General features: G+C 68.0%; 27 protein-coding genes and 1 tRNA gene. 12 read left to right on the top strand and 16 right to left on the bottom strand.

Annotation, left to right across the window (positions count from 1 at the left end; all coding sequences use genetic code 11):
- Positions 1-9: 9 nt before the first annotated feature.
- Genes holA through DF286_RS06130 form a run of 4 tightly spaced genes read right to left on the bottom strand, consistent with a single transcriptional unit; the run spans position 10 to position 4,511 of the window.
- A complete protein-coding gene (gene holA, locus DF286_RS06145) occupies positions 10-1,035 on the bottom strand; it encodes a DNA polymerase III subunit delta (RefSeq protein WP_109270629.1) in 1,026 nt (341 codons plus the stop codon).
- Entirely contained in the window at positions 1,032-1,523 is a 492-nt protein-coding gene (lptE, locus tag DF286_RS06140) for an LPS assembly lipoprotein LptE (RefSeq protein WP_109270628.1), read from the bottom strand. Before lptE ends, holA begins: the two co-directional genes overlap by 4 nt.
- Positions 1,520-4,054: a leucine--tRNA ligase gene (leuS, locus tag DF286_RS06135; RefSeq protein ID WP_109270627.1), complete on the bottom strand. Its 2,535-nt coding sequence runs from the start codon at positions 4,052-4,054 to the stop codon at positions 1,520-1,522. Before leuS ends, lptE begins: the two co-directional genes overlap by 4 nt.
- A 22-nt stretch (positions 4,055-4,076) precedes the next feature.
- Positions 4,077-4,511 (bottom strand): DUF3576 domain-containing protein, encoded by a 435-nt coding sequence (locus DF286_RS06130; RefSeq protein WP_109270626.1) that lies wholly within the window; start codon positions 4,509-4,511, stop codon positions 4,077-4,079.
- A gap of 223 nt (positions 4,512-4,734) precedes the next feature.
- Here DF286_RS06130 and DF286_RS06125 point away from each other — a divergent pair, with 223 nt between their 5' ends.
- Complete coding sequence (locus DF286_RS06125) at positions 4,735-5,445, top strand: hypothetical protein (protein ID WP_341533231.1); 711 nt, start codon at positions 4,735-4,737, stop codon at positions 5,443-5,445.
- Positions 5,446-5,453: 8 nt separating this feature from the next.
- Here DF286_RS06125 and DF286_RS06120 read toward each other — a convergent pair whose 3' ends face one another.
- Positions 5,454-5,996: a thiamine phosphate synthase gene (locus DF286_RS06120; protein WP_109270625.1), complete on the bottom strand. Its 543-nt coding sequence runs from the start codon at positions 5,994-5,996 to the stop codon at positions 5,454-5,456.
- A gap of 22 nt (positions 5,997-6,018) precedes the next feature.
- Here DF286_RS06120 and DF286_RS06115 point away from each other — a divergent pair, with 22 nt between their 5' ends.
- Both DF286_RS06115 and DF286_RS06110 read left to right on the top strand, forming a co-directional pair.
- Complete coding sequence (locus DF286_RS06115; RefSeq protein WP_109270624.1) at positions 6,019-6,687, top strand: YggS family pyridoxal phosphate-dependent enzyme; 669 nt, start codon at positions 6,019-6,021, stop codon at positions 6,685-6,687.
- Positions 6,684-7,379, top strand: coding sequence for an HAD family hydrolase (locus DF286_RS06110; protein WP_109270623.1), 696 nt, complete (start codon positions 6,684-6,686; stop codon positions 7,377-7,379). Before DF286_RS06115 ends, DF286_RS06110 begins: the two co-directional genes overlap by 4 nt.
- Positions 7,380-7,401: 22 nt before the next feature.
- On the opposite strand, the gene ribA is transcribed toward DF286_RS06110, so the two are convergent.
- From ribA to DF286_RS06090, 4 genes are all read right to left on the bottom strand, one after another.
- Entirely contained in the window at positions 7,402-8,460 is a 1,059-nt protein-coding gene (ribA, locus tag DF286_RS15375; RefSeq protein WP_243444741.1) for a GTP cyclohydrolase II, read from the bottom strand.
- Positions 8,457-9,251 (bottom strand): exodeoxyribonuclease III, encoded by a 795-nt coding sequence (locus tag DF286_RS06100; RefSeq protein ID WP_109270621.1) that lies wholly within the window; start codon positions 9,249-9,251, stop codon positions 8,457-8,459. Before DF286_RS06100 ends, ribA begins: the two co-directional genes overlap by 4 nt.
- A gap of 241 nt (positions 9,252-9,492) precedes the next feature.
- Positions 9,493-10,110 (bottom strand): LolA family protein, encoded by a 618-nt coding sequence (locus DF286_RS06095; RefSeq protein ID WP_109272048.1) that lies wholly within the window; start codon positions 10,108-10,110, stop codon positions 9,493-9,495.
- A 91-nt stretch (positions 10,111-10,201) separates the two neighbouring features.
- The gene (locus DF286_RS06090; RefSeq protein WP_279379318.1) at positions 10,202-12,526 is read right to left on the bottom strand and encodes an FtsK/SpoIIIE family DNA translocase; all 2,325 of its coding nucleotides are present in this window, start codon (positions 12,524-12,526) and stop codon (positions 10,202-10,204) included.
- Positions 12,527-12,623: 97 nt separating this feature from the next.
- On the opposite strand from DF286_RS06090, the gene DF286_RS06085 reads away from it, so the two are divergent.
- Complete coding sequence (locus DF286_RS06085; RefSeq protein WP_109270620.1) at positions 12,624-13,832, top strand: FAD-dependent monooxygenase; 1,209 nt, start codon at positions 12,624-12,626, stop codon at positions 13,830-13,832.
- Here the strand turns inward: DF286_RS06085 and DF286_RS06080 are convergent.
- Genes DF286_RS06080 through DF286_RS06070 form a run of 3 tightly spaced genes read right to left on the bottom strand, consistent with a single transcriptional unit; the run spans position 13,812 to position 15,534 of the window.
- Positions 13,812-13,994, bottom strand: coding sequence for a Trm112 family protein (locus DF286_RS06080; protein WP_109270619.1), 183 nt, complete (start codon positions 13,992-13,994; stop codon positions 13,812-13,814). The two genes, DF286_RS06085 and DF286_RS06080, sit on opposite strands and share 21 nt — an antisense overlap.
- A complete protein-coding gene (locus tag DF286_RS06075) occupies positions 13,991-14,626 on the bottom strand; it encodes an LON peptidase substrate-binding domain-containing protein (RefSeq protein WP_109270618.1) in 636 nt (211 codons plus the stop codon). The genes DF286_RS06080 and DF286_RS06075 overlap by 4 nt, the downstream gene beginning before the upstream one ends.
- Positions 14,626-15,534 carry a tetratricopeptide repeat protein gene (locus DF286_RS06070; protein WP_243444740.1) on the bottom strand — a complete coding sequence of 303 codons (909 nt, stop codon included), beginning with the start codon at positions 15,532-15,534 and terminating at the stop codon, positions 14,626-14,628. Before DF286_RS06070 ends, DF286_RS06075 begins: the two co-directional genes overlap by 1 nt.
- A gap of 154 nt (positions 15,535-15,688) precedes the next feature.
- On the opposite strand from DF286_RS06070, the gene DF286_RS06065 reads away from it, so the two are divergent.
- Positions 15,689-15,763 (top strand) — tRNA-Gly (locus tag DF286_RS06065).
- Positions 15,764-15,767: 4 nt separating this feature from the next.
- On the opposite strand, the gene DF286_RS06060 is transcribed toward DF286_RS06065, so the two are convergent.
- From DF286_RS06060 to hemC, 3 genes are read right to left on the bottom strand one after another with little or no spacing between them, the layout of a single operon-like run.
- Complete coding sequence (locus tag DF286_RS06060) at positions 15,768-16,673, bottom strand: hypothetical protein (protein WP_109270616.1); 906 nt, start codon at positions 16,671-16,673, stop codon at positions 15,768-15,770.
- 3 nt (positions 16,674-16,676) lie between these two features.
- Entirely contained in the window at positions 16,677-17,378 is a 702-nt protein-coding gene (locus tag DF286_RS06055; protein WP_109270615.1) for a uroporphyrinogen-III synthase, read from the bottom strand.
- Positions 17,375-18,286, bottom strand: coding sequence for a hydroxymethylbilane synthase (gene hemC, locus DF286_RS06050; RefSeq protein WP_109270614.1), 912 nt, complete (start codon positions 18,284-18,286; stop codon positions 17,375-17,377). Before hemC ends, DF286_RS06055 begins: the two co-directional genes overlap by 4 nt.
- Positions 18,287-18,328: 42 nt before the next feature.
- On the opposite strand from hemC, the gene tsaD reads away from it, so the two are divergent.
- Positions 18,329-19,363 (top strand): tRNA (adenosine(37)-N6)-threonylcarbamoyltransferase complex transferase subunit TsaD, encoded by a 1,035-nt coding sequence (tsaD, locus tag DF286_RS06045; protein WP_109270613.1) that lies wholly within the window; start codon positions 18,329-18,331, stop codon positions 19,361-19,363.
- Positions 19,360-20,346 carry an NAD(P)H-dependent glycerol-3-phosphate dehydrogenase gene (locus DF286_RS06040; RefSeq protein ID WP_109270612.1) on the top strand — a complete coding sequence of 329 codons (987 nt, stop codon included), beginning with the start codon at positions 19,360-19,362 and terminating at the stop codon, positions 20,344-20,346. Before tsaD ends, DF286_RS06040 begins: the two co-directional genes overlap by 4 nt.
- Here the strand turns inward: DF286_RS06040 and DF286_RS15565 are convergent.
- Positions 20,343-20,453 carry a DUF1674 domain-containing protein gene (locus DF286_RS15565; protein ID WP_424141238.1) on the bottom strand — a complete coding sequence of 37 codons (111 nt, stop codon included), beginning with the start codon at positions 20,451-20,453 and terminating at the stop codon, positions 20,343-20,345. The two genes, DF286_RS06040 and DF286_RS15565, sit on opposite strands and share 4 nt — an antisense overlap.
- Before the next feature lie 126 nt (positions 20,454-20,579).
- Between DF286_RS15565 and htpX the strand changes: the two genes are divergently transcribed.
- From htpX to purH, 5 genes are all read left to right on the top strand, one after another.
- Positions 20,580-21,524 carry a zinc metalloprotease HtpX gene (gene htpX / locus DF286_RS06030; RefSeq protein ID WP_109270610.1) on the top strand — a complete coding sequence of 315 codons (945 nt, stop codon included), beginning with the start codon at positions 20,580-20,582 and terminating at the stop codon, positions 21,522-21,524.
- Positions 21,521-22,777, top strand: a complete 1,257-nt coding sequence (locus DF286_RS06025) for an RsmB/NOP family class I SAM-dependent RNA methyltransferase (protein WP_109270609.1) — start codon at positions 21,521-21,523, stop codon at positions 22,775-22,777. The genes htpX and DF286_RS06025 overlap by 4 nt, the downstream gene beginning before the upstream one ends.
- A gap of 59 nt (positions 22,778-22,836) precedes the next feature.
- The gene (gene rpe / locus DF286_RS06020; protein WP_109270608.1) at positions 22,837-23,499 is read left to right on the top strand and encodes a ribulose-phosphate 3-epimerase; all 663 of its coding nucleotides are present in this window, start codon (positions 22,837-22,839) and stop codon (positions 23,497-23,499) included.
- The gene (locus DF286_RS06015; protein WP_243444738.1) at positions 23,496-25,238 is read left to right on the top strand and encodes a heparinase II/III family protein; all 1,743 of its coding nucleotides are present in this window, start codon (positions 23,496-23,498) and stop codon (positions 25,236-25,238) included. Before rpe ends, DF286_RS06015 begins: the two co-directional genes overlap by 4 nt.
- Before the next feature lie 85 nt (positions 25,239-25,323).
- Complete coding sequence (gene purH, locus DF286_RS06010) at positions 25,324-26,913, top strand: bifunctional phosphoribosylaminoimidazolecarboxamide formyltransferase/IMP cyclohydrolase (protein ID WP_109270607.1); 1,590 nt, start codon at positions 25,324-25,326, stop codon at positions 26,911-26,913.
- Positions 26,914-26,940 lie beyond the last annotated feature (27 nt).

Here is a 26,940-nt window from a genome sequence, read left to right as displayed (position 1 = left end):
CTCGCGGGTTTAGCGCAGCCGAGCGGCCTGCCGGCAAATCGCGAACAGCTCCTCGTCGGCGGCTATCGGTCCGAGCCCGCCCGAGGCCTTCACTTGCCGCTCCGCGTCCAGCAGGCGGGTCATGCCCTTGGCGATCAGGTCCGATCGCCAGCGCGACAGCTGCGCCGCGACCGCGTCCCTTTCCTTCCAGAATATGGCTTTGCCTTGCGATCCCATCACGGCCGCGACGCTGTTGCCGCGCTCGACCTCGGCGCGGAGCCGGGCCAGCAGCGTCATTCGCCGCAGCACCGCGCGGATCAGCGATATGCCTTCCACCCCTTCGCTCTTCAGCCGCAGCAACTCGGCCTGCAGAGTCGCCGCATCGCCGCCGCTGACGCTGTCGACGAGGCGGCTCAGATCGCCCCCTTCCCCCGCGGCGCCCACGGCGTCGATTGCGTCGTGATCGAGCGGCTGTGGCCGCTCCGGCGCGGCGTCGAGGTAGAGGGCGAACTTGGCCAGCTCCTGGGCGATGAGCGCCCGGTTGCCGCCGGTCCCCTCGGCGATCCGCCGCGCCACGTCCGGCCGGGCGGTGAGGCCCTGCTCGCGCCCCATCTCGATCACCAGCCGATCTGCATCGCGACCCTCGGGCGCGTAGCTGGCGAAGGCGAGCGCCGATCGTTGCGCCAGCGCCAGCTTCAGCAGCTTCGACGACGGCTTGAGCGCTCCCGCGACGATGACGACCGGATTGCCCGCCGTTGGCGCCTCGATCAGCGCCTCCACGGCGGCGAGCACTTCGTCCCCGGTTGCCTCCACGACGATGTAGCGGGCGCCGCCGAACAGGGAGATGGCGGCCGCTTCGTCCGCCAGCCTCGCCGGATCCGCCTTGAGTTCAGCGCCGCTGAGGTCGATGCGTTCCGCCTCTTCGCCCATTGCCGCCGCGAGGCGCTTCGCCAATGCTCGGGAGCCCGCCTCATCCGGCCCGTGCAGCAGGAACAGGCGTGTTTCGGCGGTCGGCGCCTTCAGCGCCCGCTCGATCTCCGCTTTGTTGGCCTTCACTGCCCCTCGCCGGTGCGCGCCACGTAGAGGCCGATGCGGGAGACGATCTGGTCGGCAACTTGTTCGGACAGACGCTCGAGCGCCGTCTGCTCGGCGGCGACGGTCGCATATTCCGAGCCGACGACGTCGACCCCGGCGTCCGATCCGGCGGTGGCGTCGACCAGCACCGTACCCAGCGAGGCATCGACCAGCTGGTAGCGGGCCCGCAACGTCCGCCGCTCGCGAGTCACGGCATTGTCGGCGCGGATGCCGAAGCCGGTTATGTCATCGTCGAGCTCGATCTGGAGGCGGTAGCGCGGCGTTCCCCCGTTGTGCCCCAGTCGCTCCTCGAGCGCGGTCCTGACGAGCCAGCCGGCGCGGCCCTCGATCGGCGCGACCTCGATCGAGCGCAAGGTGCTGGCAACCGCGCCGTCCCCGCCCCCGCTATAAAGCGGCCTCAGCGTGCACCCGCCAAGCAGCAGCAGAGCCAGGAGGGCGAGTCGCGTCATGCGACGAGGTTCACCAGCCGGTCGGGCACGACGATCACCTTGCGCGGCGCCTTGCCTTCGAGAACGCGCACGATCTTTTCCGAGGTGAGGGCCATTTCCTCGACTGTTTCGCGCGGTGCACCCTTGGGTGCGGTGATCGTGTCGCGAAGCTTACCGTTCACCTGGACGGCGATCGTCACCTGATCCTCGACGAGCAGGGCCGGGTTGGCTTCGGGCCAGGCCTGGTCGGCGATCAGGCCCTCGCGTCCCAGCGCGGCCCAGGCTTCCTCCGCCAGATGCGGCACCATCGGTGCGACGAGCAGCAGCAGCGTCTCGAGCGCGGCCGAGCGGGAGGCCGAGGGTGGCGCCTTCTCGATCGCGTTGGCGAGGGCGTAGATATTCGCCACGGCCTTGTTGAAGGCTAGTGATTCAATGTTGACGGCGACGCTGGCGATGGTCTGGTGGAGCTTGCGATCGAGCGCAATGTCCTCGCCGCCGCCGAGCCAGGTGGAGGAGGAGCCGCCTTCTTCGCTCATCCGCCACAGCCGCTGCACGAAGCGCCAGGCGCCCTCGATGCCGGCCTCGCTCCAGGCAAGGTCGCGTTCGGGCGGGCTGTCGGACAGCATGAACCAGCGCACGGCGTCGGCGCCATATTGTTCGACGATCGGCTCCGGATCGACGGTGTTCTTCTTCGACTTGGACATCTTCTCGATGCGCCCGGTCTCGACCGGCTGTCCGGTCTCCGTCTCGACGAGCCCACCATCCCGCTCTTCGACCTCGTCCGGGCTCAGCCAGCGGCCGTCCGCAGCCCGATAGGTCTCGTGCGTGACCATGCCCTGGGTGAAGAGGCCCTTGAACGGCTCGTCGATGTCGAGGCGGCCGATCCGCTTCAGCGCACGCGTCCAGAAGCGGGCGTAGAGGAGGTGGAGGATCGCATGCTCGACGCCGCCGATATACTGGCCGACCGGCAGCCAGCTCTCGGCCACCGCCTTGTCGAAGGGCTCATCGTCCGGCTGGCTGGCGAAACGGATGAAATACCAGCTCGAATCGACGAAGGTATCGAGCGTGTCGGTTTCCCGGCGCGCCGGGCCGCCGCAGCTCGGGCAAGAGGCCTTCGCCCAGCTCGGGTGGCGATCGAGCGGGTTGCCGGGGATGTCGAAGCTCACATCTTCGGGAAGCACGACCGGCAGCTGGTCGCGCGGCACCGGCACCGGTCCGCAGGCTTCGCAGTGGATGATCGGGATCGGCGTGCCCCAGTAGCGCTGGCGCGACACGCCCCAGTCGCGCAGGCGCCATACGGTCGTGCCCTCGCCCCAGCCCTCTTCCTCGGCGCGATGGATGACCTCCCTGATGCCGTCGGCGGCCGGAAGCCCGTCGAGAAAGCGCGAATTTACCAGCAGGCCGGGGCCGGAATAGGCCTCTTCCCCGATCGCCTCATCCGCCTCGTCGACTGTGGCAGCGACCACCCGCGTCACCGGCAGGCCATATTTGCGGGCGAAATCCAGATCGCGCTGGTCGTGAGCCGGGCAGCCGAAGACGGCGCCGGTGCCATAGTCCATCAGCACGAAATTGGCGACGTAGAGCGGCAGCCGCCACTCGGGATCGAAGGGATGCACGACGGTCGCGCCAGTGTCGAAGCCCTTCTTCTCCGCCGTCTCGAGCGCCGCGGCCGTGGTGCCGCCGGCCTTGCACTCCTTGATGAAGGCGGCGAGCGCCTCATTCCCTTCCGCCAGTGCCGCGGCGATCGGGTGGTCCGGCGAGATCGCGGCGAAGCTGGCGCCGAAGATCGTGTCCGGTCGCGTCGTGAAGACCTCGAACTCCTCCGCGCCGGCCACGGGCTCGCCGAGGCGGAAGCGGAATCGCAGGCCCTGGCTCTTGCCGATCCAGTTTTCCTGCATCAGCCGGACCTTGTCCGGCCACTGTTCGAGATCGTCGAGACCGTCGAGCAGCTCCTCGGCGAAGTCGGTGATCTTGAGGAACCACTGGCTCAATTTGCGCCGTTCGACCAAGGCACCCGAACGCCAGCCGCGGCCGTCGATCACCTGCTCGTTGGCAAGGACGGTCATGTCGACCGGATCCCAGTTCACCTCGCTCTGCTTGCGGTAGACGAGTCCGGCTTCATAGAGATCGAGAAACAGCGCCTGCTCATGGCCGTAATAATCGGGCTCGCAGGTGGCGAGTTCGCGGCTCCAGTCGAGCGCGAATCCGAGCCGCTTCAGCTGCGCCCGCATCGTCGCGATATTGGATCTCGTCCACTCGCCGGGATGGACCTTCTTTTCCATCGCGGCATTTTCGGCCGGCATGCCGAAGGCGTCCCACCCCATCGGATGGAGCACTTCGAACCCCTTCATCCGCCGGTAGCGGGCGAGCACGTCTCCCATCGTGTAGTTGCGGACATGGCCCATATGGATGCGCCCCGAGGGATAGGGGAACATCTCGAGCACGTAGGATTTGGGCTTTGCGCTGTCGTCGGAGGCGTGGAAGGAGCCCCGCTCCTCCCAGATTTTCTGCCAGTGCGCATCGGCCTTGAGCGGATTGAAGCGCGATGCCATCGCTTTGATTTACCTTGTGAAATTAGCCTGAGACGGCGTTCCGGCGGAGCTCGCGCGCCTTGGTGAGGATAATCTCCTCGAGCTTCTGGACGGTGGCGGCGGCGACCGGCGCTTCCACCCACTGACCGCCCTGGTTGACCTGTCGCGAGGCGGCCACGCGCAGCGCGTCGGCACGAAGGTCGCTGTCGAGGATGGTGGCGGTGATCTTCACCCGCTCGTTGGGCGAGCTCGGATTGGTGTACCAGTCGGTGACGATGACGCCGCCGGCCGAATCGACCTGCGCCGTAGGCGCGAAGGAGAGCGTGTCCAGCGCGGCTCGCCACAAATAGGAGTTGACGCCGATCGTGGTCGTCTGGGCGGCGGCCAGATCGGATCGGGGAATCTCCCTGTTCCCGGCGCAGGCCGTCAGCGTTGCGGCGCAGACGATCGCCAAGCCTAAAGAAACAGCGCGGGCCATGGGCATTTCCTTGAAAAACGGTACCGGTCGCCGGCCGTTATAGATATCGTCGCGCGGGCGGCAAGCTGTCTCTGGTGGGCCGCCGCCGGTCGCTTCATCGTCCAGCAAGCCCGGTTTGTGGAAAAGATGCAACAATCGTGACGGATTCGTAGACGGGGGCGGCGCTTCGCTGGTTTGCCGGGGCAAGACCGACTACATAGAGTCGATACGGGAGTCGAACGACGTGAAGACGCTGGGTGGGATCACTGCTGTCGGAGGGGTATCGCTTGTCGCGATATCGCTGCTGCTGGCGCCTGCCCTCGCCGCAACCAGCCAGAATCAGAGCGAAAACAAGATTTCGTCCGGTCCGTCCCTGCGAGTCGGCGGCTTCACGCCCGCGGTCGCGGATCCGCGACTCGCGGCCGAACTCGCCAGGCGGGGCCTTCCGTCCGGCAGCTTCCGCTTCACGCCGACCGCCGGTTCGCGCGACAAGAGCAAGGACGTCAAGGTCGCCGTCCGCGCCCGCGCGTCGACGACCGCCGAGGCGGTGCGCAACATCGGCGGCGCGCCGGTGACCGCCATCACGCCCACCGCCTATAATCTCGGCGTCTCGGTCGGCTGGAAGCGCTTCGCCATCTCCGGCGACATCGCCAAGGTCGATGGCGGGGTGCTGCCGGGCGGCAGCGAAGCGGCCGAAGTTGCCGTCAGCTACACCGGCAAGAAATTCGCCGGGCGCGTCATGGTCGGTGCCCAGCGCAACGACGGGCCGACGCAGCGCATCCTTTCGCCCGAGGAAAGCTATTCGCTCGACGTCGGCGGCTCCTATTCCATCACCCAGAATCTCGATCTGACCGGCGGCGTCCGCTACAAGGTCGAGCGCGACCGGATCGAGCCGCTCGCCGACGAGCGCCGCGACAGCCAGGCCGTCTATATCGGCACCGCCTTCCGCTTCTAAACTGGCGCCTAGGCGCTCCAGGCGTCGATCGCCGCCCATCCATGGATTCCAAAAGCCGCCAAGGAGCGGGCGCGTTTCGCGTCCATTCCGCCGAGCGCGATCACGGGTAGGCCCGTCTGCCCGGCGAGGAGGCCGAAGCGCACTCGGCCAAGCGGCGCCGCGCCGGGGTGAGAGCGGGTGGAAAAGACCGGCGACAGGAAGATCAAGGACGCCCCACTTCGCTCGGCGGCCCTGATCTCGCGCGCATCATGGGCGGATGCGCTGCGCAGGTTGCCGCGGGCGGGTTTCGATCCAGATCGGCCGTGACTGCCATCGGCGCCCCACGCCCGAGCCTCGTGAGGCGACCCGGCAAGGAGCAGGAGCAACCGCCTCTTGTCCGCGATCGCCTTCACCCGGCGAAACAGCCGGCGGCGGTCCTTCGGTTGCAGACGATAGTGACGAAATACGACGCCGGACCCGCGCGGCAGCCGCTCCAGCGCCCGCCACAGCGTTTCGCCCTGTCGTTCGTCCGTCATCAACCAGAGGCGCGGCAAAGGCTGGCGGCGATGCATGGCCGTTCCTATAGCAGCACCCATGACCGACGCATCACCCGCCGATCGGCTCGCAGCCGTCCATGCCGCTATCGCCGGCGCGGCCAAGCTCGCCCGCCGGAGCCCCGAAGACGTCACGCTGATCGCGGTTTCCAAGACCCATGGACCCGAGGCGATCGAGCCGCTGCTGGGGGCGGGCCACCGCGTCTTCGGCGAGAACAGGGTGCAGGAGGCCGCGGCCAAGTGGCCGGTTCTTCGCGACCGATTTGCGGACGTCGAGCTGCACCTCGTCGGGCGGCTCCAGTCCAACAAGGCCGAGGAGGCGGTGGCGCTGTTCGACTTCATTCAGTCCGTCGACCGCCCGTCCCTCGCCGCCGCGATCGCCCGCGCCATGGAAAAGACCGGCCGGCGCCCGGGATGCTTCGTCCAGGTCAATATCGGCGACGAGCCTCAGAAGGGCGGCTGCTCCGTTGCCGGGTTGCCCGCCCTGCTGGAACAGTGCCGGGGCGCTGGCCTTCCGCTCAAGGGCCTGATGTGCATCCCGCCCGCGGAGATCGAGCCGGCACCTTATTTCGCGCTACTGTCGAAGCTCGCCGATCGCCATGGTCTCGCCGGCCTCAGCATGGGCATGTCGGCGGATTATGAGGCGGCAGTGACGATCGGCGCCACCCATGTGCGCGTCGGCACCGCCTTGTTCGGAGCGCGCGCTTGAGTGGGCTCGGCTACGACGCCATCATCTTCGACTTCGACGGCGTCCTGATCGACAGCGAATATGTGGGCAACCTCCACTTGGCCGAGTATCTGACAGCTGCCGGGAGCCCGATCAGCATAGAGGAAACGCTGCACCGCTTCATGGGGTTGAGCGGACAGGCGTTCATCGACGCCATCGAGGCGTGGCGCGAAAGCCCCCTTCCCGCCGACTTTGCCGCCGTTCGGGCGCAGGAGGACGAACGGCTGCTGAAGGAAGGCATTGCGGCGCTGGCCGGCGCCGTCGACTTCGTGAGAGCACTCCCCGAAGCCTTGCCCAAGGCGATTGCCTCGTCGAGCCGTTCGCGCTGGATCCGTGCCCATCTCGACCATCTCGGCCTGCGCGCGCGCTTCGAGCCGATGATCTTCAGCGGCCACGAGCATGTCGCCCGGGGAAAGCCCGCTCCAGACCTATATCTGCATGCCGCCGGAGAGTTGGGTGTCGATATAGAGCGAACGGTCATCCTGGAGGATTCGCCGGTCGGCATCACCGGCGCGCTCGCCTCCGGAGCGACCGTTATCGGCCTCTGCCTCGGCACCCATTGCGCCCCCGACCACGCCGAACGGCTGCGGGCGCTTGGCGCGCGGCACGTCGCGGCCAGCTTCGACGAGGTGGCCCGTCTGGTCGGGATGGACAGGACGCGAACTGGCGGCTGAGATAGAGCCCGCTTCGCCGTCGCTAGAGCTGGTGGCCGGACCGGTCGCGCTTGGTGGCGAGATAGCGCTGGTTGTGCGGGTTCGCCACCATCCGGTGGGGCACGCGTTCGACGACCTCGATGCCCTCGGCCTGTAGCGCCGCGACCTTGCGCGGATTGTTGGTAAGCAGGCGCACCCGGCGCTGCCCGAGCCGCTCCAGCATGCGCGCGGCCGGCGCGAAGTCGCGCTCGTCGTCCTGGAAGCCGAGACGCAGGTTCGCGTCGACCGTGTCGAAGCCCTGGTCCTGCAGCTCGTAGGCGCGCAGCTTGTTGACGAGGCCGATGCTGCGCCCTTCCTGGCGCAGATAGAGCAGGATGCCCCAGCCGGCCTGGTCGATCGATTGGAGGGCGGCAGCCAGCTGCGGGCCGCAGTCGCATTTGAGGCTTCCGAAGACGTCGCCCGTCAGGCATTCGCTGTGCAGCCGCACGAGCGGGGGCCGTCCATCCGGGGCTCCAATCAACAGCGCCACATGTTCGCCCGTATCGTCGTCCCCCCGGAAGGCTACGATCTCCGACCGCTCAATTCCTTCCAGCGGCAATCGCGCCCGCGCGGCGATGCGCAAGTCTCGGGCGTGGCCTGCCGCCATGACGTCAGGCGCGGCCAGATGCGCGGCAAAGTCGCCGCTGCCTCCGACGAAATAGGCGGGCAGGAGCCCGGCGAGGCGAGCCAGCCGCAGCGCCGCCTCCGCGACCGGCCCATTGGAGAGCGGGAGCGTCTTGAAGGGTCCCTTGAGGGGCGTGGCGAGATCCAGCGCCGGATCGGCCAAGGCGGTGGCTGCGGCGAGATCGAGCCAAGGCGAACGCTCGATCCGCACCGGGGCCGTCGGCACGGCTTCGATCTGGTTGACGAGCTTCAGCGTCGCCGCCCGATTGCCGGACAGGAGGATATCGGAGAGGCCGCCGGAATCGAAGTCGGCCAGCCGCGCCTCATCGGAAGTCTCGATGGCGAGGAGGCCAATACTATCGATGCTGATCGGCCAGCCCCGCCTTAGCGCGTCGATGGCCCGGGCGACATCCCGGGCATCTGGGCGCCCGCCGCTCAAATGGCGAACTCGGTCACGAGCGGCACATGATCGGAGGGCCGCACCCAGCCGCGGCAGGGTTCGTGGACATCATGCCGGATCGCCAGCTTCGCGACGTCCGGCGTCGCCCACATATGATCAAGCCGACGGCCGCGATCCGACTTCGCCCAATCCTGCGCGCGGTAGCTCCACCAGGTGTAGAGGCGTCCGGGCGCGGGATGGAATTGGCGGCCGAGATCGACCCACTCGTTGCTCTGCTGGAGCCGGTCGAGCGATTCCACCTCGATCGGCGTATGGCTGACGACATTGAGCAGCTGCTTGTGGCTCCACACGTCGCATTCCAGCGGGGCGACGTTGAAGTCTCCGACCAGCAGCGTCGGCTGGTCGCACTTTTCGGACCAGCGGGTCATGCGTTCTATATAGTCGAGCTTCTGGCCGAATTTGGGATTGAGTTCGCGGTCCGGAATGTCGCCGCCGGCGGGCACATAGACATTCTCGAGCCGGATGCCGCAATCGAGCTGCACGCCGACATGGCGCGCTTCGCCATTGTCCTGCCAATCGTGGCGACGATCCTCGCGGATCGGAATGCGGCTGAGAATGGCGACGCCATGGTGCATGCGCTGGCCGCACAGTACCAGATGATTGTAGCCGAGGCGGCGAAACACGCCTTCCGGAAAGTCGCCGTCGATGACCTTCGTTTCCTGCAGGCAAAGGATGTCGGGCGACTCTTCGGTCAGGAACTTCTCGACGATGTCGATGCGGGCACGGACGGAATTGATATTCCAAGAGGCGATCTTGAGAATGGAGGACATGGGCCGGCTGTAACGGTAGCTAAGTTGGCTGTCGACATGGCGGCGCGGGCGCCTGGCAATGAAAGACCCCCGCTCCGGGGGCGTGGAGCGGGGGTCAACCAAGCGCTTTGCTACGCGAGGTCAATTGCGACTTTCCGTTTCGGGCAACAGGGGGAAAACCCGAAGGGATTCGCAATTGCAGTCTTTCTTTTAAACCTGTTTTCCTTGCGCCCCGATGAATGGCGTTAACCTTATCAGAATCTTAGCCGCGCGGACTGCGACGGCGCGGGTCGGTCCACCGAAACGCGCTATCGGCCACCTGAACATTGTAGCGCTGGCCCGACAACTTGATCGTCGTCCGATTGTTCTGGGCGTCGAGCGCGGTCCAGCCCTCCAGCATCAAGCCGGCCGGCGCGCTCGGCACCTTAGCGAACGCGATGGTGATGGTGCCGAATTCCGGCTTCTTGGGATCGCGGGCCTCGATCAGCAGCACCTGGCCGTCGTTCCGCGTTACCTTGGCGATGCCGGACAAGTCCTTGTTGGGGTTGAGCAGCACGGACAGCGGTGAATCGCCGATCGGCCAGCGCGAGACCTGGTCGACTTCATAGTCGATCATGGTGAGCGCCTTGCCGTCGCCGACGATCAGCATCGGCACGCCTTTCTGATACTGGAAACGCACCTTGCCCGGTCGCTTCATGGTGAGCTTGCCGTTCAGGGTCTGACCGGTGCGGCCGGTTTGGCTGAAATTGGCGGTCATCGTGTCGACCGTCTTCATGTGCGCCTGCACCTGCGACAAGGGCGAGGAAGATTGGGCCACGACCATCGCCGGCGCGGCGAGCGCAAGCGGCAGAGTGGCGACGGCGAGCGTCTTCAAACGCATCATCAAATGATCTCCATCCTATTTTGGAAAGGGATATGGATGTCGGCCCTTGAATGCCTACTGAACCCGGCGGTTCCCTGGCGTTCAGTGTTCAGATCGCGTGACCTTCGGGATCGATCAGCACTTCGCGGCGGCCGACATGGTCGGGCGGGCTGACTTTGCCCTCGCGTTCCATCCTCTCGATCAGGCGCGCGGCGTTGTTGTAGCCGATGCGGAGCTGGCGCTGGATATAGCTGGTCGACGCCTTCTGGCTCTCCGCCACGGTCTGTACCGCCTTCTTGTAGAGCTGGGTCTCGGCGTCGTCCTCGGCGAGCGGCTGGCCGTCGAAGACATAGTCCCCGTCCTCGGGCTCCTCGGTGACGGCCTGGACATATTCGGGCGTGCCCTGGGTGCGCCAATGCTCCGCGACCGCGCGCACCTCCTCGTCCGAGACGAAGGGGCCGTGGACGCGGGCGATCTGCTTGCCGCCGGGCATGTAGAGCATGTCGCCCTTTCCGAGCAGCTGCTCGGCCCCCTGCTCGCCAAGGATGGTGCGGCTGTCAATCTTGGAGGTGACCGAGAAGGAGATGCGCGTCGGAAGGTTCGCCTTGATGACGCCGGTGATGACGTCGACCGACGGGCGCTGGGTCGCCATGATGAGGTGGATGCCGGCCGCGCGCGCCTTCTGCGCCAGCCGCTGGATCAGGAACTCAACTTCCTTGCCCGCCGTCATCATCAGGTCGGCGAGCTCGTCCACCACCACGACGATCTGGGGGAGCACGTCATAGTCGAGCTCCTCCATCTCATATTGAGGCTGGCCCGTTTCCGGATCGTAGCCGGTTTGCACCCGCCGCCCGAGGGGCTGATCCTTGGCCTTGGCTTCGCGCACCTTGGCGTTGAAGCTGGAGAGCTGGCGGACGCCCACCGACGCCATCATGCGATAGCGCTCCTCCATCTGCTCGACGGTCCACTTCAGCGCGCGGATCGCCTTGGCAGGCTCGGTGACCACGGGCGAGAGGAGATGCGGGATGTCGTCGTAAATGCTGAGTTCCAGCATCTTGGGATCGATCATGATCATCCGGCACTGCTCGGGTGTCAGACGATAGAGCAGCGAGAGGATCATGCAGTTGAGGCCGACCGACTTGCCCGATCCGGTCGTGCCGGCGACGAGCAGGTGCGGCATCGGCGCGAGATCGGCGATGACGGGATCGCCCGCGATATTCTTGCCGAGGATCAGCGGGAGCTGCGCGACCTGGTCCTCGAAGGCTTCGCTGGCGATCAGCTCGGACAGAGTCACCATCTCGCGCTTGGCGTTGGGCAGCTCGATGCCGATGACGCTGCGGCCGGGAATGGTCGCGACGCGGGCCGAAAGGGCCGACATGTTGCGGGCGATGTCGTCGGCGAGCTGGATGACGCGGCTCGCCTTGATGCCGCTCGCCGGTTCCAGCTCGTACATGGTGACCACCGGCCCGGGGCGGACCTCGACGATCTCGCCCTTGACCGAGAAATCCTCGAGCACCGATTCGAGCAGGCGGGCGTTGCGCTCGAGGCTGGCCTTGTCGAGCGCCGCGTTGGCGGGCGGCGGCGGCGGGTTGAGCAGGTCTAGCGTCGGCAACACATAGCTGTCGCCCAGCGCCAGCGATGCCTGCCGCTCGCGCTTCGGGCGACGCCCGGCATCCGGTGCTTTCGCCCGATCGGCGATGACGGTGCGTGGCGGTTCGGGAGCGGTGATCACCGGCGCCCGCGTACGGCGAACGACCGGTTCGCCGCCGTCGTCGGCGTCGACGATATCCTGCACCTCCTTCGGTGCCCGCCTCCGGCGAGCGAAGAGCCAGCCCCGCTCCTCCGGGCGAAGGCCGAGGCCGAGATACCAGAGCAGCAGGCCGGCAAGGGCGAACAGGGACACGGCGACGATCCGGAACGGCTCGGCCACCGCGGGCTTGCCGATCATGGCGATCCCGAACTCGGCCACCGACGCCAGCGACAGGCCGAAGGCGCCGCCCCAGCCGGCGGGAAGGCCGTTCACCGCCCCGCCGAACAGCAGTGCCAGGCCGGTGCCGATCAGGATGATGCCGACGATGCTGAGCAACGCGGCCCGCAGCCACCGACCCACCTCGGCCCCGCGCAGAAGGCGCAGACCGAGGATCAGCATGAGCGGCAACAGAAGGGCGGCGGGCGGGCCCCACAGCGTAAGGAAGGCGTCCGAGGCATAGGCGCCGATCTGCCCCGCCCAATTTCCGGCCGGGCCCGCCGCCGAGGTGTTGAAGGAAGGATCGCTCGCTCGATAGCTGGCGAGCGCCACGGCGAGCAGCAGCATGGCCGCGATCAGCGTCAATCCGCCGATCAGCGCCGTCGATCTCTTTGCCCCGCGCTTGAGGCTGTCCTGCCACTCTGCCAGCCGTCCCGGACGGCCGCTTCGCGCCGCTGATGTCGCCACGATCGTGCCCCGTATGTTCCGCCGGACCTTAATGCGCTCTTGGCGAGTCCGGGGTCAAGCGCTTGGCGTTGCCCTCATGCATCGCTAAGGCGGGAAAATGGACCGCGCGGACGTGATCATTCTCGGCGGGGGCCTGGTCGGCCTCACTCTCGCCATCGCGCTCGACCGCCATGGCCTCTCCAGCATCGTCGTGGATCCCGCCGATCCCGAAAAGACGCTGACGCCGCAATATGATGGCCGTACCACCGCCGTCGCCAGCGCCTCCTGGCGCATGCTGGAGGCGATCGGGGTCGGCGAGCGTCTGGCGGGGAAAGGCTGTCCGATCGAGTCGATCCGGGTCAGCGACGGATTGGAGCCGGGCGGCCTCGTCTTCGATCCGCCCGAGGGCGACGATCCGCTCGGCCGCATGTTCGAGAATCGCCTGCTGCGCGCCGCCTTGCGCGAGGCAGCCCTGGCCGCCGAGAGCGTAAGCCTGGCCATGCCGGCGAGGCCAGTGAACGTCGTGCGCGATAGCGCCGGCGTGCGCGTGACGCTGGACGATGGCAGGCTGCTGGGCGCGCCGCTGCTGATCGGCGCGGAGGGGCGCGCCTCGCCCACGCGCGAGGCGGCCCAGATCCCGATCGCTCGCTGGAGCTACGATCACACGGCAATCATCGCTACGGTCACCCATGCCAAAGGCCATGGCAACGTCGCCTATGAAATCTTCTATCCGGCCGGTCCCTTCGCGATCCTGCCGATGCTGCCGGGCAACCGCTCCGCCATCGTCTGGTCGGTGAAGGCCGAGGACGGGCCCGCCATACTCGAGCTTCCCGATCGAGCCCTCGCCGCGGAAATCGAGAAGCGAATGGGCGGCTTCCTGGGGCCGATCGAGATCGCCGGACCGCGCGGCAGCTATCGGCTGGGCTTCCATCATGCCGCCACCATTACGGGCGAGCGACTGGCGCTCGTCGGCGACGCCGCCCACGGCATCCATCCCATCGCCGGGCAGGGGCTGAATCTCGGCTTCCGCGACGCGGCGGCGCTGACACAGGTCCTGGTGGAGGGCGCGCGACTCGGACTCGACCTCGGCGACGCGCAGCTGCTCGGGCGCTATGAACGCTGGCGCAGCCTCGACACCTTCATGGTCGCCGCCGCGACGGATGGTCTCACCCGCCTCTATGGCATTCCCGGCAAGACCGCGTCGGCCGTACGCCGCTTCGGCATGAGCGCCGTTCAGCGTATCCGGCCGTTGAAGGACCGGCTGATGGCCGAAGCGCGGGGCGAAAGCGGCGAGATGCCGTTGCTATTACGCGGATTGCCCATCTAGCGGGCTTGCTTCCTCCACAAGCATCACCGGGACGCCCTGACGCACCGGATAGGCAAGGCCCGCCGCTTCCGAGATCAGCTCATTCGACTCCGGGTCGTAGCGAAGCGGCGTGCGCGTCACCGGGCAGACAAGTTTTTCGAGCAGCGCGGGATCGAGGCTCATTGCAACGTCTCCGGCCCGTCGGCGCCGCCGGGCGCCATGCGCTGGAACTGCATGAACTGGACGACGAGGTCGGCGCGGCTGGCGAGATCGCCCGCTTCGAGCAGCGCCTGCTTGGAGCCGATATCGAGCGGCGCGATCTGGGCGATGCCGTTGACCAGCATCTCGTCGTCGAGCCGGCCGACCGCGTCCCAGTCGACGACATAGCCGAGCGCCTCGGCATAGCGCTTGGCCTCGCGCTCCACCTCCGCCCGCTGAATGCTGGGCAGCGGATCGGGCTCGGCATCGTCGTCAAAACCGGCCACGTCCGCATCGACCTGTCGATAGGGTGTCTCGACCTCCGCCTCGCGCGCGACACGAAAGCGGCCGATGCCTTCGAGGACGATGTTGTAGCGCCCGTCGGCCAGCTCCTCCGAACCGACGATGCGGCCGAGGCAGCCGATCTCGAACAGGCCGGGCGGGTCGCGTTCATCCTTCGGCTGGATCATGGCGATCACCGAGTCGCTGGCCAGCGCGTCTCGTACCATGGCGCGGTAGCGCGGCTCGAAGATGTGGAGCGGCAATTGCGTCCGCGGGAAGAGCAGCGCCCCCGCGAGAGGGAAGATCGGAACCCGGAAAAGGGTCGAGCCTTCCATCAGGTGAAGAGTATCGCGGAAAGCCGGCGCCGCTGCTGGGAAACCCAGGGGTCCTCCAGCCCGACCACCTCCAGCAGCTGGAGCAGCCGCTTGCGCGCCGCGCCTTCGTTCCATTCGCGGTCGCGGCCGATGATCTCGAAAAGCTGGTCGGCGGCGGCATCGCGATCTCGGCCCATCAGCGCGCCGGCGAGCTCATAGCGAGCCTCGAGGTCGTCGGGGTTGGCTTCGATTCGGCCCGTCAGTCCGCGAGTGTCGACGTCCGGCTCAGCCGCGCCGGCCAGATCCAGGGCGGATCGGGCGCGGGCGATCGCCGGATCGTTGGCGACCGATTCGGGCGCCCCATCGAGAAGCGCCCGCGCCTCGTCCATCTGGCCGGCGGCGACATAAGCGCGGGCGAGGCCGGAAATCACCTCGGCATGATCCGGTGCCATGTCCAGCAATTGCTGGAAAATGGAGATGGCGCGAGGCGCGTCTCCCTCGCCGAGCACCTGCTCGCCCATGGCGATGAGCGGCGCGAGCTCGGCCTCGGCTTGCTGCGCCTCCCCCTGGATCGGAAGCTGGGCGAGAAGCTGGTCGAGCGCGCCGGAAAGCTGTCCTTCCGTCCGTGCCGGCGTCAGGTCAGCGACGAGCTGGCCCTGGAAAATCGCGTAGACGGTGGGAATCGACTGCACCCGGAACTGGGCGGCGATGACTTTCTGCTCCTCGACGTTGATCTTGACGAGCTTGACGCCCTTGGCCGCATAGTCGGCGGCCGCCTTCTCGAGGACCGGGGTGAGCTGCTTGCAGGGCCCGCACCATTCGGCCCAGAAATCGACGATGACGAGGTTGGTCATCGAGGGCTCGACCACGTCGCGCCTGAATGTCTCCAGCGCTTCCTTCTCGGCCGCGCTCATGCCCAAAGTGGCCACCTATATTCTCCCGTTTGGCTTGGGTCCCTATGTGGGATGTGGGCGGGGTCTGCCAACCCTCGTCCTGGTTGTCGATTCAGGGCTTGCGGGGTCCGATACCCCATGCTAACCGCCGCGCCTCGATTGCCCGCATCGAAGCGAGGCGATCCGCCGAGCGGGCGTAGCTCAGGGGTAGAGCACAACCTTGCCAAGGTTGGGGTCGAGGGTTCGAATCCCTTCGCCCGCTCCAGATTTCACTCAGATTGTTCCGGACGGACCGGCTCCGGCGGCGGAGCCGGAGCGGGCATCGCTGGCGGCGCGGGTGGATTGCGCGGGTCGAGCAGGGCGGCCGTCTCGATCGTGTCCAGCGCCCGGCGCGCGGCGACATAGCGGCGGGCGTCGTTGATCCAGCTTTGCGCATGTTCATGCCCCGGCATGCGCAGCACTTCGGCGAGCGCGACATCGACCTGTCCGGCCTCCAGGCGGCGGGTGGCGCGGCGCAGCCGTTCGGCCGGCAAGGTCGAAGGCGTGTTGGCCTTGCGGATTGTGACCAGGCTGGAAAGCTCGGCCTTGAGCGCGTCCCACCAATTCTGGTCCGGACCGGCGCCGGTCAGCGCCTCGCCGGCGTCCTGGAGTCCCTCCTGAAGGTCTTCCAACGTGACGGGTTGGCGCGCGGCCGTGATGATCGTCGCCACCGCCTGGCGCTGGGTGTCGCCGAACCGTTGCCGCAGCAGGCCTTCTATATAGCCGAGCGCCACGCCGCGATCGAGCGCGCGGCGGGCGGCGAAGGCGACGAGCAGGCCTTCGGCGCGGTCGGCATTGCCGACCGCCTGGCGGGACTGGCTGTCGATGGCGGCGATGCGCTGCTCGATTTGAACGACGCGGCGGGTGATCTCCGGGTCGATGACGAGGCGTTCGGGTTCGCCGGTCGTCGTCGCCGGGGCCGTTATCGGCGCGACCGGGGCCGGGGTGACTTGCGCGATAGTCGGCGGCTCGGCCGGCCGGATGCCCAGGAACTCGGCGGCAGCGTCCCAATGGACGAGCAGCCAGCCCATCGCCGCGAGGCCGGCGATGAAGGCGATCAGCGGCAGGAGCAGGATGCCGAGCAGCGATCGCTTGGCAGTGCCGGCACCGTCGACCCGCTCATAATCCATCCGCATGTCCTATCCCTGCCCGACATGTTCAGTCTTGCACAGCTTTTCGGCAAGCTCCAGCAATGCGGCGTCTCGTGGCGCCTTCGCCACCGCGATGTCCCGCCATCCCTCCCCGGCGGCGACGGCGGCGGCCTGACTGATCGCCGCGAGCGCGATCGATCCGCGGTCCAGGCCTGCTGCGTCGACCAGGGCTGCGAAATGGGCGGCCGCGCGCGGCGAGTGAAGCGCCACAAGGGCTCGGCTGCGAAGGGCAGCGACGACGGACAAGGGGAGCGGGCTCACCGGCTCGGCCGCATATACGACCCGCCGCACCATGGAGACCGAAGGGTGATGCAGCGGGATATGGTCACGCCCGCAAAGATGGAGCGCGCGGGCGACACCCGATTCGGCCATGATGCCGAGGAGCGCCGCGCCGTCGCTCGGGCCGGTCTGGATGTGGCTGAAGCCGGCGACGCGGGCTGCCTCCGCCGTCGTCTCGCCGACAACGTAACAGGGGAGATGCGTGAACGCGGCCAGCGCCATGCCGGCGTGCCGCGCGGCGTTGGCGCTGGTCAGCATCACCGCATCCACCGTCTCCGGCCCGGGCGGATCCCATTTCAGCGGTCGGATCGAGAAGAGCGGTGTCGCCAGCGCCTCGAGCCCCATCGACCGTGCCCGGACGACGGTCTCGGAAGCGCCCGGCTCCGGCCTCAGGATCAGCAGGCAAGTCATCCCGAAAAATGGGCCCGCAATTTCGGGCTGGATTCGTCGAGCAGGCGCCGTGCCAGGGCCAGCGGCGCCTCGCGATCGCCTGGGGCGAAGCGCACCTCTCCCCGCGAGACTTCGGTACCGTCCCCGGTCAATATCTCGGCCCGCAGCCGCACCGCTTCATCTTCGCACTCGGCGAGCGCCGCCACCGGCGCGTGACAGTCGCCGCCCAGCCCTTCCAGCAGCCGCCGTTCCGCCGCCACGCAGACTTCCGTCGGGCGATGGCCGATGGCGGCGACCAGCCCGGCGACGGCATTATTGTCGGCCAGCACCTCTATGCCGATGGCGCCTTGCGACGGGGCGGCGAGCATGCCGTCGAGCACGACGCCGATTTCGGGATGGCCGAGCCGCTCGAGACCGGCCGAAGCGAGCAGGGTCGCGTCGGCCTCGCCCAATTCAAGCTTGCGAAGGCGGGTGGCGACATTGCCGCGGATGGGCACGATGTTGAGATCCGGGCGCCGCGACAGTAGCTGAGCCGCCCGCCGGGGCGATGACGTGCCGACCCGCGCGCCCTTCGGGAGTGCTTCCAGGCTTGGCGCGCCGATCAGCCGGTCGCGGACGTCGGCCCGGGGTAGCATCGCCGCGATCCGGAACGCGTCCGGGCGGAAGGTCTCGACATCCTTCATCGAGTGAACCGACAGGTCGGTGCGCCCTTCGGCGAGGCTGCGGTCGAGCTCCTTGGTCCAGAGCGCCTTGCCGCCGACCTCGGCGAGCGGACGGTCCTGAATCATGTCGCCCGTCGTGGTGATGGGGACGATCTCGATCTGCTCCGGCCCGAGGTCGAGCGTGTCGCGCAGCGCGTCCGCCACCAGCCTGGCCTGGGCGAGCGCCAGCGGCGATCCGCGGGTTCCGATGCGAAAGAGGCGTGGCATGGGCGCTTGTGCTAGCGGCTTCCCCGGTGGCAGGGAAGCGGGATGAGCCTGATCCTTGGTATTGAATCGAGCTGCGACGAGACCGCGGCGGCGCTGGTGACGTCCGATCGGCGCATCCTCGCCCACCGGCTGGCGGGGCAGGAGGCGGAGCATCGCCCTTATGGCGGTGTTGTCCCGGAGATCGCCGCGCGCGCCCATGTCGAGATATTGCCGGCGCTCGTCGAGGATGTGTTGCGGGAGGCGGACGTGGCACTGGGCGAGGTCGACGCGATCGCCGCGACGGCGGGCCCCGGCCTGATCGGCGGCGTGATGGTGGGGCTGGTGACCGCCAAGGGCCTCGCCCTCGCCTGCGGCAAGCCGCTGATCGCGCTCAATCATCTGGAGGGCCACGCACTCTCGCCGATGTTGTCGCAGCCGAGCCTTGCCTTCCCCTATCTGCTGCTGCTGGTCTCGGGCGGCCATTGCCAGCTGCTTTTCGTCGAGGGCGTCGGCCGTTATCGGCGCCTCGCCACCACCATCGACGACGCCGCGGGCGAAGCTTTCGACAAGAGCGCCAAGCTGCTCGGCCTTGGCTTTCCCGGCGGCCCGGCCGTCGAACGGGCGGCGGCTGAAGGCGACGCACAGGCGGTTCCGCTGCCGCGCCCCCTCGTCGGGTCGGAGGAGCCCCATTTCTCCTTCGCGGGGCTGAAGAGCGCCGTTCTGAGGGCCCGCGATTCGGGCCGCTACGGCCCCGAAGACATCGTCGCCTCTTTTCAGCAGGCCGTGGTCGACTGTCTGGTGGATCGCACCCGGCGCGCCCTCGAACGATCGGAAGGCGCGACTGCCCTCGTCGTGGCCGGCGGGGTCGCTGCCAACCAGGCCATCCGCGCTGCGCTGACCGATCTAGCGGCGGTGTACGGGCTTCCCTTTGTCGCTCCGCCGCTCTGGCTTTGCACCGACAATGCCGCGATGATCGCCTGGGCGGGGGCGCTGCGGTTCGAGGCGGGGCTGACGGATGGTCTCGACGCGCCGGCACGGGCGCGTTGGCCGCTCGACCCCACTGCGGAGAAAGCGCGCGGCGCTGGAGTGAAGGCATGATCCGAAGACTGGGGGTGATCGGCGGCGGTGCCTGGGGCACGGCGCTCGCGCAGGTCGCGGCCGGAGGCGGCGAGGAAACCCTGCTTTGGGCCCGCGAGCCCGAGGTCGTCGGCAGCATCAACGAGGCGCACGAGAACGCGGCCTTCCTCGCCGGCTACCCGCTCAACCCGGCCATTCGGGCCACCGGCGATCTTGCCGATCTCGGCGCTTGCGATGCCCTGCTGGTGGTGACGCCCGCGCAGCATATGCGGGCCGTGCTGGGCGGCCTCGATGGCTGGGCCAGGCCGCTCATCCTCTGCGCCAAGGGCATGGAGGAGGCGTCGATGAAGCTGATGCACGACGTCGCCCATGAAGCGCAGCCCAATGCCGCCATCGCCGTCCTCTCCGGGCCGACCTTCGCCCATGAAGTGGCGATCGGCAAGCCGGCGGCGGTGACCTTGGCGGTCGAGGATCGCGCCTTGGGCGAAGCGCTCAGCGCCCGCCTCGCCCGCCCGAACTTCCGGCCCTATCTTTCGGACGACGTGGTCGGCGCCGAGATTGGCGGGGCGGTGAAGAACGTCCTCGCCATCGCCTGCGGCGTTGTCGAGGGTCGCCGCCTCGGCCAGAACGCCCGCGCGGCGCTCATCTCGCGCGGCTTCGCCGAGATGACCCGATTCGGACTGGCGCGGGGAGCTCGGGCGGAGACGCTCGCCGGCCTGTCGGGCCTTGGCGATCTCGTTCTCACTTGCTCGTCGGAAAGCTCGCGCAATTTCAGCCTCGGCAAGGGCCTGGGCGAAGGCCGCGCCGCCGCCGAGCTGCTGGCCGACCGGCGCACGGTCGCCGAAGGCGCGCACACGGCGCCTGTCCTCAAACGGGCTGCCGAAGCTATGGGCGTGGACATGCCGATCGTTGCGGCCGTCTGTGCCTTGCTCCGGAGCGAAGCCTCGGTCGACGAGGTCGTCGAGGCGCTGCTGTCGCGGCCGCTCAGGGCCGAGGGCTTCTAGAAATCCCAGCAGATGCCTTTGTTTTCCCAGTCGCCATAGCGGGTGGGTTCTTCGCCTTTCGGGCCGCCATGCTCCGCCTGCCGCGGGGTCGCTTCCGGCTTCGGCACCGGCGGACTCTTGGAGAGGTGCCTGGGCGGCTTCAAATGGGGTGGGCGCGTTCCGGCCATGAGGCTTCCGATTGAACTGAGGGACGTTTCATCCCACATTTCGGGCCTGGAGGATGAAGAGGCAAGATGAACGGTTTCAAGACGGTCCTGCTCCTGGCGGCGATGACCGCCCTGTTCATGGGGCTTGGCTATACGCTCGGCGGATCGGGCGGCGCAGTGATCGCGCTGATCGCCGCCGCGGCGATGAACCTCTTCACCTTCTGGAATGCCGACAAGATCGTCCTCAAGATGCACAAGGCGCGCGAGGTCGATGGCCGCACCGCGCCCGAATTCGTCGGCATCGTCCAGCAGCTTGCCTCCCGCGCGGGCCTGCCGATGCCTAAAGTCTATATCGTCGACTCCCCCCATCCCAACGCCTTCGCGACCGGGCGCAATCCGGAGAATGCCGCGGTCGCTGCCACCACCGGGCTACTCGATATCCTCAGCCGCGATGAGATCGCCGGCGTGATGGCGCATGAGCTGGCGCATGTGAAGAATCGCGACACGCTGATCATGACCATGACGGCGACCATCGCCGGCGCCATTTCCTTCCTCGCCAATTTCGGCCTGTTCTTCCGGGGCGGCGGCGACAATCGCGGCAACATGCTGGCGATGATCGCGGCCGTCATCATCGCGCCCTTCGCCGCGATGATCGTGCAGATGGCGATCAGCCGCACCCGCGAATATAGTGCCGATCGCGGCGCCGCCGAGATCAGCCGCAACCCGCGCGCGCTGGCATCCGCCCTCGCCAAGCTGGCGCAGGGCGCCGCGCGCATTCCCAATCCGGTGAGCCTGCGCAATCCGGCCGCGGCCTCCCTCTACATCGTGCCCAGCGGCACCGGGCGCGACAATCTCTTCTCGACCCATCCCGACACCGGCAACCGCATCGCCGCGCTCCACGCCATAGCGGACGAAATGGGGCTCGCCTCGCCTCCGCCGGTTACGGACGCTACGCTGCCGCCCGCCAGGGCTTCGGTGCCCAGGAGCCGCCGGCCGAGGAGCGCTTTGGATCCGCTGGGGCGCGACGACTGAGCGACAATCTTCCTCCCGGCACGGCGTCGCGCCGTGCCGCGCTGCGTCTGCTCGACGCGGTGCTTCGCAAGGGCCTGCCGCTCGAGGCGGCGCTCGACGGAGCCGCGCGCGATCTCGACCGCGGCGACGATCGAGCCTTCGCCCACGCGATGGCCGCCGAGACGCTCCGCCGCCTGGCCGATCTCGATGCTCTGATCGATAGCGCCACTAAGAAGCGGTTGCCGGACGATGCCAAGGCGCGGTTCGCGCTCCGCATCGCCCTGGTCCAGGCGCTGGCGATGGCGACGCCGCATCATGCCGCCATCTCGACCGTGCTGTCGCTGGTCGACGGCGGCCCGCGTCGCCTTGTCCATGGCGTCTTCAGCGCGCTCATGCGGCGCAAGGCGACGCTCCCTGAAACGCCGACGCTCCCGCCGGCGGTGGAGGCGCGTTGGGAACAGGCTTGGGGCAGCGCCGTCGCCCGCGCCGCCGCTCGTTCCCTTGCCGTGCCGCCGCCGCTCGACCTCATCTTCGCCGCCGATCGGATTCCCGAAGGCCTGGAGGGCGTCGGCCTGATGCCGCGCCATCTCCGGCTGGCGCGGGGCACGGCGGTGGCCGGCCTTACCGGCTATGGCGAAGGCGAATGGTGGGTTCAGGATATTTCCGCCTCCATGCCCGCGCGCCTGCTCGGAGAGGGCAAAGGCCGCACCGCGCTCGACCTCTGCGCCGCGCCCGGCGGCAAGACGATGCAGCTCGCCTCCGCCGGGTTCGACGTGACGGCCGTCGATGCCTCCGAAAGTCGTCTGGCACGACTTCGCGAGAATCTGGACCGGACCCGCCTCAAGTCGGAGGTCGAGGTCGCCGACGTCATGCAGTGGCAGCCACCCGCTCCGGTCGAGGCGATCCTGCTGGATGCCCCCTGCTCCGCGACCGGCATCTTCCGTCGCCACCCCGACGTCCTCCACCGCGTCCGCCCGCGCGCCATCGCTGAGCTGGCGGAGGGGCAGAAGGCGATGCTCGCCCGGGCCGCCGACTGGCTGAAGCTTGGCGGCACCCTCGTCTATTCGGTCTGCTCGCTGGAGCCGGAGGAAGGCGAGCAGGTCGCCCGCGCCTTCCTGGCCAGCCGGACCGATTTCGCGCTCGACCCCGTCACCCTGGACGAACTCCCCGCCGGCGTCCGCCCCAATGACGGCATCCTCCGCATCCTCCCGGGCGCGTTTGAGGAGCAGGGCGGTGCCGACGGATTCTTCGTCGCTCGGTTCAGGCGCAAATAACCGGGGATAAGTCGGCCCGCTTCCTTGCCCCGGCGAATCGCGAGCGTTAAGATTCGGTCGTGCCGCAGCCTGTCCGTATCTCGCCCTCCATCCTTTCCGCCGATTTCTCGCGCCTGGGCGAGGAGGTGCGCGCCATCGACGCGGCCGGCGCGGACTGGATCCATGTCGATGTGATGGACGGTCATTTCGTCCCGAACATCACGATCGGCCCCGCCGTCGTGAAGGCGCTCCGCCCGCACACGACCAAGCCGTTCGATGTCCATCTGATGATCTCGCCGGTCGACAATTTCCTCGATGCCTTCGCCGAGGCCGGCGCCGATATCATCACCGTTCATCCCGAGGCCGGGCCGCATCTTCACCGCACTATCCAGCGCATCAAGGCGCTGGGCAAGAAGGCGGGGGTGTCGCTCAATCCGGCGACGCCGGCCAAGATGCTCGACTATGTGTTGGAAGAGGTCGACCTCGTCCTCGTCATGAGCGTCAATCCTGGCTTCGGCGGCCAAAGCTTTATCGACAGCCAGCTGCGCAAGATCGAAGCCATCCGCAAGCAGATCGACAAGCTCGGCAAGCCGATCGACCTGGAGGTGGACGGCGGCGTCGACCAGAATAATTGCCGGCGCGTGATCGAAGCGGGTGCCGACGCCCTCGTGGCCGGCACCGCTACCTTCAAGGGCGGGCCCGCGCGCTACGCCGAGAATATAAAGGGGCTGCGCGGATCGTGAGCCTGCTCGAACGCATCGATCACTCCCAGGGGGAACAGGAGATCGGTGAGGGCAAGCGGCTGATCCGGGTCGGCGACGACCGCGGGGTATCTCTCTCCGAGCGGCTCGCCTACCGCCTCCACCGGCTCGCCTGGCGCACGCCCTTCCACGCCTTCCGGCTCCGCGGACGTTTCCCGCTGAAGCTGCTCGCCGTGCCCAAGGATCCGATCGCGGGCGACAAGGCGGCAGGCGAGGCCTTGCTCGCCGGCCAGATGACGTTCGGCGGCAAGAGCGTGCCGATCGCCAAGCTCGACTTCGCCGATCCGACGCTGGCACCGGACTTGTCCGACCATCTGCAAAGCTTCGCCTGGCTGCGCGACCTCGCCGCCGCGGCGACCCGGGAACGGGGGGCCAAGCTCGCCCAGTCGATGGTCCGGCGATGGCTGGACAGCTATGCCGACCAAGTCTGCGAACGGGCCTGGCGGGCCGATCTTTGGGGCCGGCGGATACTCTTCTGGGCGGCCTATGCGCCTTATATCCTCTCCTCCAATGATCTCGTCTACCGATCGGCGGTGCTGAACACGCTGGCGCGCGGCGCCCGCCACCTGGAGAAGGGCGCCGACAAGGCCCCTGCCGGGCTGCCGCGGATCACAGCCTGGATCGGGGTCATCGTCTCGGCGCTGGTCGTGCAGGGCGGCTCGGCGCGGCTTGGCGCCGGCGAGCGTGGTCTCGCCCGGGCTCTCGCCGGAGCCATGCACGAGGATGGTGGCCTGGTCAGCCGGTCGCCGGTGGAGCAGCTTGAGCTGGTCGAGCTGATGAGCCAGCTCCGCGCCGCTTATTATGCCGGGCGGCGCGACGTTCCTGAAGCGATCGTCGAGGCGCTGGAGGGCTCGGTTTCGGCCTTGCTGTCGGCCACTTTGGGGGACGAGGCGCTGTCGAGCTGGCAGGGCGGCAACATGACGTCAAGACGTCGGGTTTCCGCCGCCCTCGAGGGATCGGCGATTGACACGCGCGCCCTCCGGCAATCGCGGGGTTGGGGCTATCAGCGCCTGGCGGCGAGGAAGAGCGTTGCCATATTCGACGCTGCGCCGCCGCCTCCCGGCCGCGCGCTGAGCGGTGGCTGCGCGTCCACGCTCGCCTTCGAGTTCAGTGACGGCGCCGACCGGATCGTCGTCAATTGCGGCGGCGTCGGGCGCGATCGCACGACCTTGCCTCCCGATCTTCTGCAGGGGCTGAGGACCAGCGCTGCCCATTCGACCCTGATTCTCGACGACCGCAACTCCACCGCGATCCACGAGGATGGCAGCCTCGGCAAGGGCGTAAGCCAGGTGGAGCTTTCGCGGAACGACAATGCCGGCGCGGTGACGGTGGAGGCCAGCCATGACGGCTATGTTCGCCGCCTCGGCCTGGTCCATCAACGCCAGCTGAGCCTCAGCGCCGACGGCGCCGAGCTGACGGGCGAGGACAGGCTGTTGCCGCAAGGCCGCCGCCGGCGGCGCGATCCCATTCCCTTCGCCGTGCGATTCCATCTGGCACCGGCCGTTGAGGTGACCACCACCGCGGACGGTCAGGGCGCGCTGCTTCGCATCAAGGGCGGCGGCGTCTGGCAGTTCCGCTGTCGCGGCGGGCGGCTGGGGACGGAGGACAGCCTTTGGATCGACGGCGAGGCGCGGCCCCATTCGAGCTTGCAGCTCGTCGTCTCCGGAGAGACGCCGCCGGACGGCATGGCGATCAGCTGGATGTTCAAGCGCGCCAAATAACTCGATGTGGGGGCGGGGTGACGCTGCCCGGCGATGCCGCTATGGGGTGCGCAATCCCTCCCGAACACACCTTCAGGAAACCCCGATGTCCGACGTGAAAATCACCCGCGCGCTGCTCTCCCTGTCCGACAAGAACGGCCTGGTCGAGCTGGGCGAGGCGCTTGCCCGCCACGGCGTGGAGCTGGTCTCGACCGGCGGAACGGCCAAGGCGCTGCGCGATGCAGGGCTGGAGGTGCGGGATATTTCCGATCTCACCGGCTTTCCCGAGATGATGGACGGCCGCGTCAAGACGCTCCACCCCAAGGTTCACGGCGGCCTCCTCGCCGTTCGCGACAATCCCGAGCATGTCGCCGCGATGGAGGCGCACGAAATCGGTGCGATCGACCTCGTCGTCGTCAACCTCTATCCGTTCGCCCAGACCGTCGCGAAGGGCGCGGGGCGCGACGAGATCATCGAGAATATCGACATTGGCGGCCCGTCGATGGTCCGCTCGGCCGCCAAGAACCATGTCCACGTGGCCATCGTCACCGATCCGTCGGACTATGCGGAGCTGATCGCCGCCCTCGACGGGAGCGGCGGCATGACGTCACTCGCTTTCCGCAAGCGGCTGGCCGCCAAGGCTTTTTCTGCGACGGCAGCCTATGATTCGATGATTTCCTCCTGGTTCGCCTTCGCCGATCAGCAGCAATTCTTCCCCGACATGCTCCCTGCCATCATGAACAAGCGGGAGGAGCTGCGTTACGGCGAGAACCCGCACCAGAAGGCGGCGCTCTACATTCCCGCTGGCCCGCACGCGCGCGGCATCGCCCAGGCAAGCCAAGTCCAGGGCAAGGAACTCAGCTACAATAATTACAATGACGCCGACGCGGCGCTGGAGCTGGTCGCCGAGTTCCGCGGTTCCGGTCCTGCCTGCGTCATCGTCAAGCACGCCAATCCCTGCGGCGTCGCCACCGCTCCCACGCTGCTCAAGGCTTATGAGGAGGCCTTAGCCTGCGACACCGTCTCGGCCTTCGGCGGCATCATCGCGGTGAACGAAAAGCTCACCCGCGAGACCGCCGAGGCGATGACCCAGATTTTCACCGAGGTCGTCATCGCCCCCGATGCCGACGAGGACGCCCGCGCCGTCTTCGCCAAGAAGAAGAACCTTCGCCTTCTCCTCACCGGAGAGTTGCCCGATCCGGCGCGCGCCGGCTTGACGCTGAAGTCCATCGCCGGGGGTTATCTCGTCCAATCGCGCGACAATGGACGGATCGGCCGTAACGATCTCAAGGTCGTGACCAAAAGGGCGCCCACGGATCAGGAACTCTCCGACTGCCTGTTCGCCTGGACGGTGGCCAAGCATGTGAAGTCGAACGCCATCGTCTATGCCAAGGGCGGCGCCACCGCCGGCGTCGGCGCGGGACAGATGAACCGACTCGAATCCGCGCGCATCGCCGCCTGGAAGGCGAAGGACGCGGCGGAGAAGGCGGGCTGGGCCGAGCCGCGCACCCTCGGCTCGGCGGTCGCCTCGGACGCCTTCTTCCCCTTCGCCGACGGCCTCCTCGCCGCCGTCGAGGCGGGCGCCACGGCCGTGATCCAGCCGGGCGGCTCGATCCGCGACGAGGAAGTAATTGCCGCCGCCGACGAGGCCGGCCTTGCCATGGTCTTCACCGGCATGCGCCACTTCCGGCACTAACCGCCTTGGCGCGCCCGCTATCCGGCG

This window comes from Sphingosinicella humi (genome assembly GCF_003129465.1).
Classification (GTDB): Bacteria; Pseudomonadota; Alphaproteobacteria; order Sphingomonadales; family Sphingomonadaceae; genus Allosphingosinicella; species Allosphingosinicella humi.
The sequence above is the reverse complement of the archived record's forward strand: the minus strand, read 5'-3'. Positions and strand labels throughout refer to the sequence as shown.